The 16,983-nt window shown below is 62.6% G+C and carries 16 protein-coding genes; 7 read left to right on the forward strand and 9 right to left on the reverse strand.

Annotated elements, in window-relative coordinates; genetic code table 11:
- Nucleotides 1-9 precede the first annotated feature (9 nt).
- Genes deoC through ACR0I0_RS14390 form a run of 3 tightly spaced genes read left to right on the forward strand, consistent with a single transcriptional unit; the run spans nucleotide 10 to nucleotide 4,186 of the window.
- Nucleotides 10-1,008, forward strand: coding sequence for a deoxyribose-phosphate aldolase (gene deoC / locus ACR0I0_RS14380; protein ID WP_210093686.1), 999 nt, complete (start codon nucleotides 10-12; stop codon nucleotides 1,006-1,008).
- An 11-nt stretch (nucleotides 1,009-1,019) separates the two neighbouring features.
- Nucleotides 1,020-3,353, forward strand: a complete 2,334-nt coding sequence (locus tag ACR0I0_RS14385) for an aldehyde dehydrogenase family protein (protein ID WP_480491962.1) — start codon at nucleotides 1,020-1,022, stop codon at nucleotides 3,351-3,353.
- A gap of 23 nt (nucleotides 3,354-3,376) precedes the next feature.
- Entirely contained in the window at nucleotides 3,377-4,186 is an 810-nt protein-coding gene (locus ACR0I0_RS14390; RefSeq protein WP_171637275.1) for an SDR family oxidoreductase, read from the forward strand.
- A 23-nt stretch (nucleotides 4,187-4,209) separates the two neighbouring features.
- On the opposite strand, the gene ACR0I0_RS14395 is transcribed toward ACR0I0_RS14390, so the two are convergent.
- The 7 genes from ACR0I0_RS14395 to ACR0I0_RS14425 form a co-directional block, all read right to left on the reverse strand.
- Nucleotides 4,210-5,520 (reverse strand): M16 family metallopeptidase, encoded by a 1,311-nt coding sequence (locus ACR0I0_RS14395; protein ID WP_171637277.1) that lies wholly within the window; start codon nucleotides 5,518-5,520, stop codon nucleotides 4,210-4,212.
- Nucleotides 5,517-6,857, reverse strand: a complete 1,341-nt coding sequence (locus ACR0I0_RS14400) for a M16 family metallopeptidase (protein WP_480491963.1) — start codon at nucleotides 6,855-6,857, stop codon at nucleotides 5,517-5,519. The genes ACR0I0_RS14395 and ACR0I0_RS14400 overlap by 4 nt, the downstream gene beginning before the upstream one ends.
- A gap of 81 nt (nucleotides 6,858-6,938) precedes the next feature.
- Nucleotides 6,939-7,454, reverse strand: coding sequence for a DUF3035 domain-containing protein (locus ACR0I0_RS14405; RefSeq protein WP_171637281.1), 516 nt, complete (start codon nucleotides 7,452-7,454; stop codon nucleotides 6,939-6,941).
- Nucleotides 7,455-7,504: 50 nt separating this feature from the next.
- Complete coding sequence (gene lspA / locus ACR0I0_RS14410; RefSeq protein ID WP_171637283.1) at nucleotides 7,505-7,981, reverse strand: signal peptidase II; 477 nt, start codon at nucleotides 7,979-7,981, stop codon at nucleotides 7,505-7,507.
- Nucleotides 7,981-9,570, reverse strand: a complete 1,590-nt coding sequence (gene purH, locus ACR0I0_RS14415) for a bifunctional phosphoribosylaminoimidazolecarboxamide formyltransferase/IMP cyclohydrolase (protein WP_480491966.1) — start codon at nucleotides 9,568-9,570, stop codon at nucleotides 7,981-7,983. Before purH ends, lspA begins: the two co-directional genes overlap by 1 nt.
- A 22-nt stretch (nucleotides 9,571-9,592) precedes the next feature.
- On the reverse strand, nucleotides 9,593-11,332 hold the full coding sequence (locus ACR0I0_RS14420) for a heparinase II/III family protein (RefSeq protein ID WP_480491967.1): 1,740 nt from the start codon (nucleotides 11,330-11,332) through the stop codon (nucleotides 9,593-9,595).
- A gap of 90 nt (nucleotides 11,333-11,422) precedes the next feature.
- Nucleotides 11,423-12,682 carry an RsmB/NOP family class I SAM-dependent RNA methyltransferase gene (locus ACR0I0_RS14425; RefSeq protein WP_480491969.1) on the reverse strand — a complete coding sequence of 420 codons (1,260 nt, stop codon included), beginning with the start codon at nucleotides 12,680-12,682 and terminating at the stop codon, nucleotides 11,423-11,425.
- Between the two features lie 88 nt (nucleotides 12,683-12,770).
- On the opposite strand from ACR0I0_RS14425, the gene ACR0I0_RS14430 reads away from it, so the two are divergent.
- Complete coding sequence (locus ACR0I0_RS14430; RefSeq protein ID WP_152459369.1) at nucleotides 12,771-12,953, forward strand: DUF1674 domain-containing protein; 183 nt, start codon at nucleotides 12,771-12,773, stop codon at nucleotides 12,951-12,953.
- Nucleotides 12,954-12,957: 4 nt separating this feature from the next.
- On the opposite strand, the gene ACR0I0_RS14435 is transcribed toward ACR0I0_RS14430, so the two are convergent.
- On the reverse strand, nucleotides 12,958-13,812 hold the full coding sequence (locus ACR0I0_RS14435; protein WP_171637293.1) for a LysR family transcriptional regulator: 855 nt from the start codon (nucleotides 13,810-13,812) through the stop codon (nucleotides 12,958-12,960).
- Nucleotides 13,813-13,911: 99 nt separating this feature from the next.
- Here ACR0I0_RS14435 and tmpA point away from each other — a divergent pair, with 99 nt between their 5' ends.
- Genes tmpA through ACR0I0_RS14450 form a run of 3 tightly spaced genes read left to right on the forward strand, consistent with a single transcriptional unit; the run spans nucleotide 13,912 to nucleotide 16,300 of the window.
- Nucleotides 13,912-15,048: a 2-trimethylaminoethylphosphonate dioxygenase gene (gene tmpA / locus ACR0I0_RS14440; protein ID WP_480491971.1), complete on the forward strand. Its 1,137-nt coding sequence runs from the start codon at nucleotides 13,912-13,914 to the stop codon at nucleotides 15,046-15,048.
- Entirely contained in the window at nucleotides 15,045-15,635 is a 591-nt protein-coding gene (gene tmpB, locus ACR0I0_RS14445) for a (R)-1-hydroxy-2-trimethylaminoethylphosphonate oxygenase (protein WP_171117191.1), read from the forward strand. The genes tmpA and tmpB overlap by 4 nt, the downstream gene beginning before the upstream one ends.
- Nucleotides 15,632-16,300, forward strand: a complete 669-nt coding sequence (locus tag ACR0I0_RS14450) for an ureidoglycolate lyase (RefSeq protein WP_171724678.1) — start codon at nucleotides 15,632-15,634, stop codon at nucleotides 16,298-16,300. Before tmpB ends, ACR0I0_RS14450 begins: the two co-directional genes overlap by 4 nt.
- Here ACR0I0_RS14450 and ACR0I0_RS14455 read toward each other — a convergent pair.
- The gene (locus ACR0I0_RS14455) at nucleotides 16,287-16,970 is read right to left on the reverse strand and encodes a DUF2306 domain-containing protein (RefSeq protein ID WP_480491974.1); all 684 of its coding nucleotides are present in this window, start codon (nucleotides 16,968-16,970) and stop codon (nucleotides 16,287-16,289) included. The genes ACR0I0_RS14450 and ACR0I0_RS14455 overlap by 14 nt on opposite strands.
- Nucleotides 16,971-16,983: the final 13 nt, after the last annotated feature.

Consider the following 16,983-nt stretch of genomic DNA (forward strand, 5'->3'; position numbering starts at 1 on the left):
GACGTGACAATGGATACGCAGAGCTCAGAAAGCCCCGTGCGCACCGCGCATCTGCCGCAAGTGACCGAAGCCCGGAATCCCGGCATGGATCTGGACCTGGACTGGGTGCGCGCCGTGCAGGCCAACACCTCGGCCATTGAGCGCCGGGCCGCGACCCTGCCCGGGCGCCGGTCGGTGAAAAAGGAACATCAGGCCGCGTGGCTGCTGAAGGCAATCACCATGATCGACCTGACCACCCTGTCGGGCGATGACACCGAGGGCCGCGTGCGCCGCCTGTGCTCCAAGGCCCGGCAGCCCGTGTCGCCCGACCTGCTGAAGGCGCTGGACATGCCACCGATCACCACCGGCGCGGTCTGTGTCTATCACGACATGATCGAAACGGCGGTGGATGCGCTGACAGGCACCGGCATTCCGGTCGCGGCCGTCTCCACCGGCTTTCCGGCGGGCCTGTCGCCCTTTCACCTGCGCGTGGCCGAGATCGACGAAAGCGTGAAGGCCGGGGCCGAGGAGATCGACATCGTGATCTCGCGACGCCTTGTGCTGAAAGGCGACTGGCAGGCGCTCTATGACGAGATGAAGGCATTCCGCGACGCCTGCGGCGAGGCGCATGTAAAGGCCATCCTGGCCACGGGCGAGCTGGGCAGCCTGCGTAACGTGGCGCGTGCCTCGCTGGTCTGCATGATGGCGGGGGCCGATTTCATCAAGACCTCGACCGGCAAGGAAAGCGTCAACGCCACCCTGCCCGTGTCGCTGGTGATGATCCGCGCGATCCGTGACTATTATGACCGCACCGGCTATCGCGTGGGCTACAAGCCCGCGGGCGGGATTTCCAAGGCCAAGGACGCGCTGGTCTACCTGTCGCTGATCAAGGACGAGCTCGGCGACCGCTGGCTGCAACCCGACCTGTTCCGGTTCGGCGCGTCGTCCCTGCTGGGCGATATCGAGCGGCAGTTGGAACATTTCGTCACCGGGGCATACTCGGCCGGCTACCGGCACCCGATGGGCTGAGGACAGGAAAAATGACAGTCAAAGAGATTTTCGAGACCATGGAATACGGACCCGCCCCGGAAAGTGCCGCCGAGGCTCTGGCATGGCTGGTCGATCAGGGCGACACGTTCGGCCATTTCATCGACGGCACCTTCACCAAACCGGGCAAAGGGTTTGAAAGCCGCAACCCGGCCACGGGCGAGGTTCTGGCCAAGCTGGCCCAGGCCACACAGGCCGATGTGGACGCCGCCGTTGCCGCCGCCCGCAAGGCCCAGCCCAAATGGGAAAAGCTGGGCGGCCCCGCCCGCGCCCGATACCTCTATGCCATCGCGCGGCTGATACAGAAGCATGCCCGCCTGTTCGCAGTGCTGGAAACGCTGGACAACGGCAAGCCGATCCGGGAATCGCGCGACATCGACATTCCGCTGGTGCAGCGGCATTTCTACTATCACGCGGGAATGGCCCAGCTGATGGAAACCGAGCTGCCCGACGCACAGGCGCTGGGGGTCTGCGGCCAGATCATCCCGTGGAACTTCCCGCTGCTGATGCTGGCGTGGAAAGTGGCCCCAGCGTTGGCCATGGGCAACACGGTGGTTCTGAAACCGGCCGAATACACCTCGCTGACAGCGCTGCTGTTTGCCGATATCTGCATGCAGGCTGGCCTGCCCAAGGGCGTGGTCAACATCGTCACCGGCGACGGCGCGGTGGGCGAGATGATCGTGGCCGCAGACGTGGACAAGATCGCCTTTACCGGCTCGACCGTAGTGGGCCGCCGCATCCGCGAGGCCACCGCCGGGTCGGGCAAGTCCCTCACGCTCGAGCTGGGCGGCAAGTCGCCCTATATCGTCTTCGACGATGCCGATATCGACAGTGCCATCGAAGGTCTGGTCGATGCGATCTGGTTCAATCAGGGCCAGGTCTGCTGCGCGGGCTCGCGCCTGTTGGTGCAAGAGGGCATTGCCGAGCGCTTCTATGCCAAGCTGCGCGCCCGCATGGACACGCTGCGCATCGGCAACCCGCTGGACAAATGCATCGACGTGGGTGCCGTGGTGGATCCGGTTCAGTTGCAGACGATCACCTCCATGGTCGACAGCAATACGGTGGGCCATGTGCATCAGGCTGCCTGCGAATTGCCCGCAAATGGCTGCTACTACCCGCCGACGCTGATCACCGGGCTCGAAACCTCGGACCCGTTGATGCAGGAGGAGATATTCGGCCCGGTTCTGGTCTCGTCGACCTTCCGCACCCCGGCCGAGGCGGTCGAACTGGCCAACAACACCCGTTACGGGTTGGCGGCCACGGTCTGGACCGAAAACGTCAACCTTGCGCTGGACATCGCACCCAAGCTGGTCGCGGGCGTGGTCTGGGTCAATGCCACCAACCTGTTCGACGCGGCCGCGGGCTTTGGCGGCGTGCGCGAAAGCGGCTTTGGCCGCGAAGGCGGCTGGGAAGGGCTGGCCGCGTATACCAGACCTAAGGGCAAGGCCAAGCCGCTGACAAAGGTCGAGGCAGCCATGGGCGAAGGGGCACCGATCGACCCGATTGACCGCACCGCCAAACTGTATGTCGGCGGCAAGCAGGCGCGACCCGATGGTGGATATTCGAAACCGGTCTGGGGCAAGGCGGGGTTGCTGGGCCATGTGGGACTGGCCAACCGTAAGGACGTGCGCAACGCGGTTGAGGCGGCGGCGGGGGCCAAGGGCTGGTCCAAGACCACCGGCCATCTGCGGGCGCAGATCCTGTATTACATCGGCGAGAACCTCTCGGCCCGTTCCGACGAGTTCGCGCATCGCATCGACGCGATGACCGGCCGCAAGGAAGGCGCGAAAGAGGTCGACGCCGCAATCCAGCGGCTGTTCACCGCCGCCGCCTGGGCCGACAAGTATGACGGCCAGGTGCATGGCGTTCCGATCCGGGGCGTGGCGATTGCGATGAAGGAACCGGTGGGCGTGATCGGCGCGCTGTGCGCCGACGAGGCGCCGCTGCTGGGTCTGGTCTCGGCCATGGCGCCGGCGATCGCGATGGGCAACCGGGTGGTTCTGGTGGCGTCCGAGCCCTACCCGCTGGCGGCGACCGATTTCTATCAGGTGCTGGACACCTCGGACGTGCCCGCAGGCGTGGTCAACATCCTGACCGGCAGCCACGCGGAACTGGCGAAACCACTTGCCTCGCATCTGAACGTGGATGCGGTCTGGTCCTTCTCGTCGACGGACCTGTCGGCGCAGATCGAGGTCGTCTCGGCCGGGAACCTGAAACGGACCTGGGTGAATAACGCGACGGCATTCGATTGGGGCATGGACCATTCCCGCCGCTTCCTTCAGGCTTCGACCGAAGTGAAAAACATCTGGGTGCCCTACGGCGAGTAGGGCTCCCGCCAAGGGAGGCCTACATGGATTTTTCGGGAAAAACCGTCATCGTCATCGGTGGCACCAGTGGCATCAACCGGGGCATCGCCGAGGCCTTCGCGGCCTCGGGCGCGAAACTGGCCGTGGCCAGCCGCTCGCAGGACAAGGTGGATGACACCGTCGCTGCGCTGAAGGCGGCAGGCGCGGCCGAGGCAATCGGCGCGGCCTTTGACGTGCGTGATGCCGAGGCGGTCGCGGAGGGGCTGAAACAGTTCCACGCGGCGCTCGGTGATTTCGACGTGCTGGTTTCGGGGGCGGCGGGCAACTTCCCGGCGCTGATGGCGGAAATGTCGGCCAACGCCTTCCGCACCGTGGTCGAAATCGACCTGATGGGCACCGTGCATGTGCTGAAAGGCGCCTATCCCTATCTGAAACGGCCCGGCGGCAACATCATCAACATCTCGGCGCCGCAATCCTACCTGCCCTACGAGGGCCAGGCCCATGTCTGTGCCGCCAAGGCGGGCGTCGATCAGATCACCCGCACCCTGTCGATGGAATGGGGTGTGGAAGGCATCCGGGTGAACTCGGTGGTGCCGGGCTTCATCGAGGGCACCGAAGGCGCGAAACGGCTGGCCCCCACCCCAGACGCGGGCGAGCAGCTGCGCCGGGACGTGCCGCTGGGCCGCTGGGGCACCCCGCAGGACGTAGCCAATGCCTGCCTGTTTCTGGCCTCGGACATGGCCAGCTATATCAGCGGTACGGTTCTGGCGGTGGACGGGGCGTTGTATCAGCGCGGCTCGGGCCAGTTCGGCCAGATGATGGGAGACATGCTGCGCAGCATGAAAAAGGGGTAAGCCGCAGCTTACCCCCGAAAGGTTCAGTTCGTTGTTTCCAGGCCCACCGGCTTGCCAACGACGACAAAGTGCAAACCGTCCGGGTCAAGCAGTTCGGCAGCAACGCGGTTGACGTCTTCCAATGTCACCGCGTTCACCTTGTCATTGCGGGTGGCGATATAGTCGATCGGCAGGCCTTCCATCTGCATTCCGACCATGATCGAGGCAATCTGACCATTGCCATCGAACCGCAGCGGATAGGCGCCGGTCAGATAGGTCTTGGCGTCGTCAAGTTCCTCTTGCGTCACACCCTCAGTGGCCGCGCGCGCCCATTCATCGCGAATTACGTCGACGGCTTCGGCGATACGGTCATTGGCCGAGGACACGGACCCGAGATAGACCGAAGCCAGATCCTTGGGCACCAGATAGGTCCCGACCCCATAGGTCAGGCCGCGCTTTTCGCGCACCTCCTGCATCAGCCGGCTTTCAAACCCGCCCCCGCCAAGAATGTGGTTCAGAACGAAGGCCGCAAAGAAATCCGGGTCATCCCGATCAATCCCGGCCTGACCGAACAAGGCCACGGACTGAGGCGTGTCGAATTCGACAACACTGACGCCGCCGGGAATGTTCACCTCGGCCTTGCCCGGGATGGGCTTGCCGGTGTCCGGCAAGTCGCCAAGCAGGGTATCAAGCAGGGTACCCAGTTCCTCAGCCGTGATATCGCCGACGGCCCCCACGTACAGACGATCCTTGGCGAACACGCCTTCGTAAGCCGCGACCACGTCATCGCGGGTCAGGGCCGAGACGCTTTCGATGGTGCCTTTCCCCTCGGATCCGTAGGGGTGATCGCCGTAGGCCATCTGCGCAAAGGTGAGGCCTGCGAGTTCGTTCGGGTCAGTCTGGTCCGAGCGCAGGCCCGACAGAACCTGCGCGCGCACGCGGTCAACCGCATCCTGATCAAAACGCGGTTCGTGGATCGTCGTGCGCAGCAAATCGACCACTTCATCCCGGTTTTCGGACAGAAAACGCGCGGAAATCGAAACTGAATCGTCGCCGGCATTGTATCGGAACGAAGCCGCCAGAGCCTCCAGCTCGCGGGCATAGGTCCGCGCATCCATGTCGCCCGCGCCTTCTTCGATCAGCCCGCTCATCAGGTTGACCGCGCCGCGTTTGTCAGGGTCGTCCAGCGACGTGCCACCACGGAACCGCAACTCCAGCGCGGTGAATGGGATGGAATGATCCTCGACCAGCCAGGCTTTGATACCACCGGGCGAGGTCACTTCTTCGATCTCGATCTCGGCCAAAGCCGGCAGGGCGACCAGGCAGGCAATCAGCGTTGCAACAAACCGTTTCATTGCGTCACCTCGTCATCGCGCATCAGCCAACCTGTGACCGATGCCTCGGGTTGCAGAACTTCGCGGGCCGCGGCGATGATCTCATCTCCGGTCACGGCCTGAAGGATCTCGGGCCAGGCCTGAACATCTTCGACCGTCAGGCCGCTGGTCAGGGCCCGGCCATAGCGGTTGCCGATGCCGTCCACGTTGTCGCGCGCATAGGTCTGGGCGGCGCGCAGCTGCATCTTGATGCGCTCAAGATCGTCTTCGTTCACACCTTCGGCGATGAAGTCGGCCACGGCCTGGTCCATGGCGTCTTCGGCCTCTTGCAGGGAAACACCCTCGGCCGGAACGACGATCAGATCAAAGGTCGTGTCATCCAGCGAAACACCGCGATAGAACGCTCCGGCATAGACGGCCTTTTGCTGATCAAACTGCAACTTTTCGTTCAGGTAAGACGTCGTGCTGCCGCCCAGCAACTCGGCCAGCAGAAACAGAGCCGCCGCTTTTTCCTGTTCGCCCGGATCGCGTTCCGGGGCCAGATAGCTGCGCTGAACGTAAGGCTGGGCCACGCGCGGGTCTTTGAAGGTCAGGCGACGCTCGGCCGTTTGCGGCGGCTCTTGGGACCGAACCCGCTCGGGCAGGTCCGGGTTGGCGGGAATCACACCGTAATACTGATCGGCAAGCGAGCGGACTTCAGCGGGATCGACATCGCCCGTGACCACCAGAATGGCGTTGTTGGGCGCATAATGGGTCTGGTAGAACGACAGCGCGTCCTCCATGTCCAGATCCTCCATCTCGTGCATCCAGCCGATGATCGGCACGCCGTAGCGGTGGTTCAGATACTGGGCCGCGCTCATCTGTTCGCCGAACAGGGCGCGCGGGTTGTTTTCGGTGCGCTGGTTGCGTTCCTCGAGAATCACGTCGCGTTCGGTCAGAATGTCCTCTTCGCTCAGCCGGAGGTTCCGCATCCGGTCGGATTCCATCCGCATCATCAGCTCAAGCCTGTCGGCGGCGACACGCTGAAAATAGGCGGTGTAGTCATACGACGTGAAGGCGTTGTCATTGCCGCCATTGGCAGCAACGGTGGCAGAGAACTCTCCCGGGGCCAGCGTGTCGGTGCCTTTGAACAGCAGGTGTTCCAGGAAATGCGCCACGCCGGATGATCCGATCGGCTCATCAGCGGATCCGGCCCGGTACCAGACCATATGCTGCACGACCGGGGCACGGTGGTCTTCGACCACGACGACATCCATGCCGTTGTCCAATGTGAATGTGGTGACCGCTTCTTTCCCGTCCTCGGCAAATACCGGGGCGGCAGCGATCAGGGCAGCCGACAAGGCCAGGGCCCGAACCATAGGGCATCCTCCGTTTCGTTTCTGGTATTCAAACTACGGTGACGCGGCCCGGGTTCAAGCCCGATGACGGAAAGTTAAGAATTATTCACCCGGCGGCGAAGAAGGGGTTTCGATCCCGGCCCGACGGGCGGCTTCCGTTTCCGCGAACGGATCGATCGATTGTTTTTCGTAAACCTGACCATAGCGGTCGACCGGGAACAGACGCAGGCCGGTCCAGCGCCCCCGGCGTTTGCGGAACGCGGCGTCATCAGCCTCGACCACCTGCCGCGCATCGGGAGAAACACCATATCGACTGGAAGCCGTGACAAGCGCTGCATCCGAGGATGGCACAGACGCGTTCGGATTCAGCGCAGCAGCATTGCCGCCCAGCGCAGCCACCGCATCGGCATTTGGGTTCGGATCCGTCAGATTCGCGCCACCCGGCGTGGGTGCAGGCAAGAACGCATAGTCCTGAGGTTGGGTCAGCGGCTTGACCGGCAGTACCGAAAACTCATCCGGCCCCGGGCCCGGAGGCGCCAGATCCCGCAAACCGGGATTCGAACACGCCGCAACCGCAGCGGCAACAGTCAAAACAAATAGGGCGCGCGGCATCCGCATTGGTGTCTCCAGCCTGTTTCAGGCGCTTTTATCGCATATCATTCCGCGCGTCACGAGGCCTTTTTGCCGTCAAACAGCACCAGCCCGATGGCTCCTGCAAATATGAAGACATCTGCGAGGTTGAAAACAAACGGATTGTTGATGCCGCAACAGGACATGTTCAGGAAATCCAGAACAAAGCCGTAAAGAACCCGATCCACCACATTCGCCAGCGCACCGCCGATCAGCAGGCCGCCGCAAAACAGCATCAGCCCCGAATGGGCTGCGCGGCTGAGCCAGACAAGCACGCCGACACAGATCGCCACGGAAATACCGATCAGAATCCAGCGCGCAGCCTCCGAATTTCCTTGGAACAGGCCGAAATTGATTCCCCGGTTCTCGCCGTATTTGAACACCAGAAGCGGTGGCACAACATCAATGCCGCCGGGCTGATCGGCCACGCGCATGACATGAACGACCAGATATTTGCTGATCTGATCGATCGCAAAGGCGGCCAGGGCCGCCCAGAGAAGCAGGCGTGACCGCATCAGTGACGGAAATGGCGCATGCCGGTGAAGACCATGGCCAATCCGGCCTCATCCGCAGCGGCGATCACTTCGTCATCCCGCATGGATCCGCCCGGTTGAATGACGCAGGTTGCACCTGCCTCGGCCGCTTCCATCAGCCCGTCAGGGAAGGGGAAGAACGCGTCCGAGGCCACGGCAGAGCCGATGGTCAACGGTTGGGCCAAGCCCAGCGCGTCGGCCATGCGCTCGGCTTTCTTGGCGGCGATCAGGGCCGAGTCCACACGGCTCATCTGGCCCGCGCCGACGCCGACGGTGGCGCCGTCTTTGACATAGACGATGGCGTTGGATTTGACGTGTTTGGCCACTTTCCACGCGAACAAAAGGTCACGCATCTGTTCGTCGGTCGGGGCCTTCTTGGTCACAACCTTCAGATCATCCAAGCCGACAAAGCCGTTGTCCTTGTCCTGCACCAGCAACCCGCCAGCCACCTGACGCACGGTTTTCCCGCCGGCGGCCACATCCGGCAAAGCTTCGGTTGTCAGCAGGCGCAGGTTTTTCTTGGCGGCAAAGATTGCCTTGGCCTCATCCGATGCGCCGGGAGCGATCACGACTTCGGTGAAAATCCCGGTGATCTCCTGCGCGGTTTCGGCGTCCAGGGGCTGATTCAACGCCACGATCCCGCCAAAGGCCGAGGTGCGGTCGCAATCGAATGCCGCCTTGTAGGCCTCAAGCAGGGTTGCACCCTTGGCCACACCGCAGGGGTTGGCGTGCTTGATGATGGCACAGGCGGCGCCCTCAGGGGGGTCAAACTCGGCCACAAGTTCAAAGGCCGCATCCGTGTCATTGATGTTGTTGTAGCTCAGTTCCTTGCCCTGATGCTGGATCGCGGTCGCTACACCGGGCCGATTGGTGCCGTCGGTGTAGAACGCGGCCTGCTGATGGCTGTTCTCGCCATAGCGCAAGGTCTGTTTCAATTCACCGGCAAACGCGCGGCGCTTGGGGGCTTCAAGCTCCAGCGCATCGGCCAGCCAGTTGGACACTGCCGTGTCATAGGCGGCGGTACGGGCATAGGCTTTCTGCGCCAGCTTGCGGCGGAATTTCGGACAGGTCGCGCCGTCGTGCTGATCCATATCGCCCAGCAGTTTTTCGTAGTCTTCAACATCCACGACCACATTTACGAACGCATGGTTCTTGGCCGCCGCGCGGATCATCGCCGGACCGCCGATGTCGATATTCTCGACGCACTCATCGTAACCTGCGCCTTTGGCCACGGTTGCTTCAAACGGATACAGGTTCACAACCAACAGATCGATTGCACCGATGCCGTGTTCGTTCATGGCTGCAACATGGGTGTCGTTGTCGCGCAGGGCCAGCAGCCCGCCATGCACCATCGGGTGCAGGGTCTTGACCCGGCCATCCATCATCTCGGGGAAGCCGGTGATCTCGCTGACATCCTTCACCGCAAGCCCTGCATCGCGCAGCGCCTTGGCCGTGCCGCCGGTCGACAGCAGCTCGACCCCGCGTTCGGCCAGCGCCTTGCCCAGCTCGATCAGCCCGGTTTTGTCGGATACGGAAAGCAACGCGCGGCGCACGGGGTGAAGATCGGTCATGGGTCCAAAGGTCCTTTTGGCGTCAGTCTAACTCGGGCTCGTCCCGGTGCGTATCGCGCACGGCATAGGCTGTGTCCTGTGCCTTGCTCAGAGTCCACCGGGTGCGCGTCGCATACTCCATTGCGCGCCCGGATAGAACGATCTGTTTTGTCGCGCGTGGCTTCAAACGCCCTTTTTCAAGGTAAACGCTTGGCTCGACGGACAATTTTCCAACGCCGTCATGTCGGAAAACCCAGATTTCACCGCTTTTGAGCGCCATCGACACTGCCGCCCCGCCCAAATCCAGCGCCGCATCGACATCCGGATGCAGGTGAAACCGGATGTCATAGCCAATGCCTTTGAGGCCCGAAGCGTCCATCGCCTTGTCAAATTGACGCTTTGCCTTGTCGGTCGCCGTCAGCAGAATATCCTCGACCGTCAGCTCGCGCCCGTCAAATCGCAACTCAAAGGTCCGCGCATGGGTCAGACCAAAGACCTTTGCGTATCCATCGTGCCCCGCCATGAAGCGGATGCCCTCGAACGCATCCTCGAAATCAACGGGCACCTCCTGTGGTGTGTCCACCAGCGCCTGCGCTTCACGCCCCGGCACCGGTTTGGCCAGCCGGGCGCTTGAGAACCCATCTAGGCAAAGCGTCGAGTGCGACGGCGTCGCCCGTCCTGCGCGGCGCCATTCCAGCCCGAAACTGGCCCCCGACCCGCAATTCACGATCAGCGGCCGCCGCCCCGAGGTCAGCTCGAACGCCAGAGTAGAGGCATGCGCATTGTACGAGGCCGCCCCCGACGGCGGTATGCTGGCATCCACGATCACCGTGGTGCGCGCCGCAGACAAACGGGCATAGCCCATTGGCAGTTCGGTCGCTGCCTTGTGCTTGACGCCGCTTTGCGCAAGGGCCTGTTCCAGTCGCCCTTCGACACCGCGCCCACCGCCATGGAACCGCGCCAAGGCCCCATCCGCATGGCGCAGGCTGCGCAGGGTCGGCGCGATCCGTTTGATCGCATTGGCCTGAGCGGCAGGCGTCCCGCGACCAAGATCATTCAGCGCAGCCGAAGTCCAGCTGAGCAGCGTGAATACCTCGAGCAATTCTTCCGGATTGCGGGTTGGAATTCCGCCCTGCGCATCCACCTGACGGTCGCATTCCCCGGCCAGGGCGCGCAGGGCCGGGTCGGCCATTCGCTCCAGCCCCTCCAGCGCCAGCCCGGCCTGCACCAGTCCGGCCAGCGCCTCGAACCGGGGCAGTCCCGGAGTCGCGGCATGCCAGCGTTTGGACAGGAACCATGTTTGCTGGGCCAGCGAGCGGAAAAACAGTTTGCTTTGTTTTTCATCCGCCCCTCGCAGCAGAAAAAGCGCATGGTTGATCCAGCGCATCACCCGACGTCCGGTCAGATCAGGCGCCCAGCCGGGCCCTTGCCCGCGGCCATGAGATTCGATCCATCCCCACACCCAGCGCTGCGCCTTTTCCCGCGCACGCATGTCTCCGACCGCCGCCAGATCATCCAGCCACGCAAAGCCGTGACGTTCTTCGTCAAAGCCGGCACTGGGGGCGGTGACGTCCCAAAGCCCGGTATCTTCGGCCTCGACCAGATAGCCCGCGAACAACAGATTTCCGGCAACCAGTTGCCGGCCACGTGCGAACGAACCCACCGAGCGCGGATCCGGTTGCGCAACAAACCCTGTGACCGCCTTTTGCCGCTGGCTCAGGCGCGCATAGAAACGGTTCTTAAACCGCATCCACCGACTGGCCATGGTGTCTGAATTCGACATGACGCGTGTTACTCTGCCCCTTGCGCTCTGCTGGCGCTTGAGACCCAACGATAGACCGCGCCGATCGTCAAGTCACCGAAAAGCGTGCGTTCAGACGGATTTGGTCAGACAAGCGATATAGAACCCGTCCATACCACCCCGATCCGGCCAATAATCCGGTCGCAATCGCAAGCCGCCTTCTTCGGTGATCCAATCCGTTTCGACACCGTGTACGTTCAGCGCGTCGCGATCCACGCTCATGTCCGAATACATGTCCAGCGCCTCTTCAACCTGAACTTCCCCCTCGTCCGGCAGCAGGGAACACGTGCAATAGACCATACGCCCACCGGGTTTGAGCAAGCCCCACGCATGGGCCAACATGCGCGTCTGGAGCTCGATCAGGCCGCCGAATTCCGAACCGTCCTTGGCAAACGGCAAGTCAGGATGCCTGCGAATCGTACCCGTGGCCGAGCACGGCGCGTCCAGCAGGATCGCGTCGTACCGGTCTTCGTGTTCCAGCGCATCGCCCACGATGACCTTCGCCCTGAGGCCGGTCCTTGCAAGGTTCTCGCGCACCCGTTCCATCCGTGATTCCGACACGTCAAGTGCCGTGACATCAGCCCCTGCGGCCGCAAGCTGCATCGTTTTCCCACCCGGCGCCGCACACAGATCCAGCACTTTCTGGCCCGCCGTCGGGGCCAGAACGCGAACCGGCAATGCGGCCGCCGCATCCTGCACCCACCAGTCTCCGGCCTTGTACCCCGGCAGGGTCGAGACCTGACCCGCATCGTGCAACCGCACCGACCCGGTCGGAAGGATCTCGCCTGAAGGGCCTTCCGCCCCGGGTTTCAAGGTAAGGTCCAGTGGCGCACCCGCGAAATGTGCCTGCTCCATTCCGGTAACGGCATCCGTGCCCCACGCTGCGATCAGCGGTTCACGCAACCAGTCCGGCAAACGCGGAACGCGCATCTTCGGCCACGCCTCGGGGCCTTCTGCCGCAACCTTGCGCAGAACGGCATTCACCAACCCCTTGAGGCGACCATGCTTGCGCGAACGGCTGACGATCTCGACCATGGAATTGACGACGCCATGGGCGGCTTCGCCGTTGCAAAGCTCGACCGCACCCAGTCTCAGCGCGTTGTGGACCGTCAGAGCGGGTGTTCGGTTCAGGTGGTTGGCCAGCAGGCGGTCGGCCCGTTCCAGCCCACGCAGTGTTTCCAACGCCAGTCGCTGGGCACGCGCGCGATCCTCGGGTTCCAACCGATCCACTGCGCCCGCCGCCAGACACTCGGCCAGCAGGCGACCTTCGCCCAGAACCTGATCCAGAAGATAGATTGCGCTGCGCCGTGCTGCTGTCGCGCTGTTAGACATGGTACCGCCTTCATGTGACCTGCGCCCGCATTGCCAATAGCGGACGCGGGCGTATATCAAGACTGCGCAAGGAAAGGAACCCGATGTCATGAGTGACGACCGCAAAGACTTGCCCCCCGCCGCCCAGCGCGCCCTGGCCGAAGCGGAAGAACGCCGCCGCAAAGCCAAAGCCGAGGCCCGGGAATTGCCGAAAGAGCTGGGTGGCCGAGACGGACCGGACCCGGCCCGCTACGGTGACTGGGAAAAGAAGGGCATCGCCATCGATTTCTGAACGGTCAACCACGCAGCGCCTTGAGGAAATCCTCGATCAGCGCCCGTTGTTTTCTGGACTTCGCCCGGTCTTCAGGCCAGGTCAGCCAGTACCCGTCTTTGGTGTGCAATTCGGGTAAATCCAGCCGCCGCAACCGACCCTCTTGCAAGTCGGCAAGGGCCAAGGGCACCGATCCCAAAACCACACCCATGCCGCGCTGCGCAGCCGAAATCGCATGTTCCATCGAATCAAAACTGATTTTTGATTGCGGCAGGTCCTGCTGGCCGTTTTTCTGGCTCCACTCTCTCCAGCCGGGGCGTTCTCCGCGCAGGTCAATCAATTGGGCGCCCCAGTCGACACCCGGCGGCGCCATGGGGGCAAGGACCTCAGGCGCGATCAGGGCGGCATCACGCCCGGCCCAGATGCCCCGACCATATCGGATTTGCAGCCAGGTTCGTTCTTCGTCCAAAGACGACCGGCGCGCGACCGAGTCGGTCATCACCCGAACCCCTGGCTGCATCTCGTGAAACCGGGTCAGCGCCGGCAGAACCAGTGCGTGGATGTTCGACGACAAGCCGGCCACGCGCAACTCGCGCGGGGATTTGCCAAACAGGTCCTCGGTATTGCGCTCCAGCGCGCGAAGGCTGTCCTGCACCAAAGGCAGATAGCTTTCACCTTCGACCGTCAGCGACACGCCCCGCGCCTCGCGCACGAACAAGGATCGGCCCAGCCAGGCTTCGAGGTTGCCGATCCGCTGGCTGACAGCGGCCTGCGTCAGCCCGAATTCCTTGGCTGCTGCCGAGAACCCACCAAGACGCCCCGCGGCCTCGAACACGCGCAGCCAGTCCAGTGGCGGTAGCCCGATCTTTTTCTTAGCCATTAGATTTTCCAAGCCTCAGCCGAAATAAGGATTAATTGTCGTAATGCCATGAACGGCGTATCTGCTCAACCAAAGCTCGCGCCGAACAGGAGACCCCAAATGCTGCGCACCGCCACCCATGACACTTCGGTCGTCACCGTCGCGTTCGACACAGGAACGCAAGCCCGCTTTCACGCCGTCTGGTTGCGCGACAACGCGCTGGACCCGGAAACCCGGGCCCCGGGCAACGGCCAGCGGCTGATCACCATCGGCGATATCCCTGCTGACATCTCGGTCAGTTCAGCCGAGGTTGTCGCGGGCGGCCTTCAGGTCACGTTCCAGCCCGAAGACAAAACCGTTACTTTCCCGGCCGAATGGCTGGCCGAACACAACTATGATTGCGAACGGGACGACACGCTGGGCCGCACCGGCCCCGGCATCATCACCTGGGAAGGCGGGATCGCCGCCCCCTCTGGCGACTGGAACGAGGTTCATGCCAGCCCTGCGGCCAAACGCAACTGGCTGGCGTCTGTGGCGAGTTACGGCTTTGCCAAGCTGACGGGCGGGCCAATCGAACCGGAATCGCTTTTGAAAGTGGCCGACCTGTTCGGCTATGTCCGCGAAACCAACTATGGCCCTTATTTCGAAGTTCGGACGGAAGTGAACCCGACCAACCTCGCCTATACCGGGCTTGGCTTGCAGGCCCACACCGACAACCCCTATCGCGACCCTGTGCCGACGCTGCAAATCCTCTATTGTCTGGAAAACAGCGCCGAAGGGGGTGACTCGATCGTGGTCGACGGCTTTCGCGCTGCCGAAAAGCTGCGTGCGCAGAACCCCGAAGGTTTTGCGCTGCTGGCAGGCTACCCGGCGCGGTTTGAATACAAGGGGTCAGACGGTGTCTGCCTGCGGTCTCGCCGTCCGATGATCGAATTGTCGCCGGATGGCGAACTGGTTGGCATTCGCTTCAACAACCGTTCCTCAGCGCCATTCGTGGACGTGCCTTTCGACAGGATGGAAGCCTATTACGCGGCTTACCGCCAACTGGGCGAGATCATCGACGACCCGGCCATGGGCGTGTCGTTCAAACTGGAGCCGGGCGAAAGTTTCATCGTCGACAACACCCGTGTCCTGCATGCACGGCTGGGCTATTCCGGTGCCGGTTCGCGCTGGTTGCAGGGATGCTATGCCGACAAGGACGGGCTGCTGTCCACACTGGCGGCGATGAAGATGACGCAGCCGGAGGCAGCGGAATGAAGCCCGATTTCTCGACCCTGAACCGGGACAATATCGTCGCCTTCATCGGGGATATCTTCGAACGCCGCGGCGGTGAGGAATATCTTGGCGAACCCGTCACCATGGCCCAGCACATGCTGCAAGGCGCCACCATCGCCGAACAGAACGGCCAGCCTGAAGAGATCATCGTCGGCGCCTTGTTGCATGATATCGGCCATTTCACGTCCGAATTCGGAACCTACCACCCCGATGATACCGAAGACCGCCACCACGAGGATGCGGGTGCTGAGGTGCTGGAACAGTTCTTCCCTTCGGTCATCACCGATTGCTGCCGCTATCACGTGGCCGCCAAACGGTATCTCTGCGCCACCAAGCCCGAATATTTCAACCGCCTCTCTGCCGCCTCGGTCCATACCTTGGAACTGCAAGGCGGCCCGATGAGCGCCGAAGAAGTCGCCGCCTTCGAATCCAATCCGAACCTGAAAGAGATCATTCAAGTCCGGTACCTGGATGAGGCCGGCAAACGGGCGGACATGGAGACACCGGATTTCGCCCATTTCGCACCGATGGTGCAGCGCATGGTCGACAAGCACCTGGGGGCATCATGACCGCACCCGAGTACATCTTCGAGGCCAGTTCCAAGCCATCCCTGCCGTGGCACGAGGTTCCCCTGATCCGGGCGACGGACAACACGGTTAGGGGGTACGGCTGTTTGGTCGACGACCCCGAGACCTTTGAAATCGAGATCGTACGCTGGCCGCAGCAGGGCTGGCGACCGATTGACGACGGCACGGGTGACGAAGGCGGCTGGGTTGAAGGCACGTTCAAATGCGATTGGCAGGGTGACGTGCTTTACGGTGAGAACGAGGCGGTCAAAGGCCATTACGTGCTGGGTTGGTCCGCCGACCCTCAGCACGCGCAAACCGACCGGCAAACGGCCCCGCGGGATCAGGTGTTGCTGTGGCATATGAATTATCACCCCGATGGCGGGCAGATGTTCTGGCCGCTGGACAACAAGCCCTTCATCGTGCCCGCGGCCCTGCCTGGCGACAATCTGACCCCGGACAAGGTGGTGGCATTCTGGTGTGACGGGTCAAAGGGGCTCTATATCCATCCCGGCATCTGGCACGAGGGGATTTTCCCGGTCGAGGACAACCAGCGTTTTCTGGATCGTCAGGGCCGGGTCCACGCGCGGGTCAGCGCCGATATCGGCAAAGAGTTCGGCGTTTATCTGGCCTGCCCGCTGCGGGCGGACAAAGTCAGGGATTTGTGACCAACGCCCCCTGATGCCTCTGGCGCCGGCGCGCAATCCAGATCTGCACGGCCAGCAGATAAGGCACAAAGAACGCGAAATTCTGCACCAGATCAAAAGGGCCCGAGAAATCGGGCTCTGACCCCACCCCTCCGGTCAGCAGATACCAAAGCGTATAGTGGACTCGGTAAAGCCACGACCCCAACGCCAGCCAGAACAGCCGCAATCCCCATGCCCAATGGCCTGCGCGATCCCCTTGCAAAGCCCTGCGCGCCACCATCAGCGCAGCCGTGAAAAGACACAGCCCGTACAGAAAAAAGGCGGCAGACATCAGCGGCCCACCGATGGTTCCGCGCAGGGGAATATAGCTCATGCCCGCCAGCCCGGTGATCCATGCCAGCGCCACCAGACAGGCTCCCAACATGCGGTGAAATCGATTGTACTTGAGCCGCAGCCCCTTCAACAGTTGAAGCGGGACGAGTGCGACCAGAAAAGTACCAGCCAGAATGTGTACCAACATCGCGGCATTGCCGACATTCTCACCATCAGCGAACAAGTAACTGTGCCGGGCAGCGTCCTGCGACAGGCCTTTGCCGATCATTTCAACGCCATGCGCAACGAATGGCAACAGTGTCAGGTAGAACACCGCAAGCAAAATGCCGGTTGCCAGTCCAGAGCGCCGAATCCTCATGAATCAAAGCTTA

The organism is Ruegeria sp. AG6 (assembly GCF_056541565.1).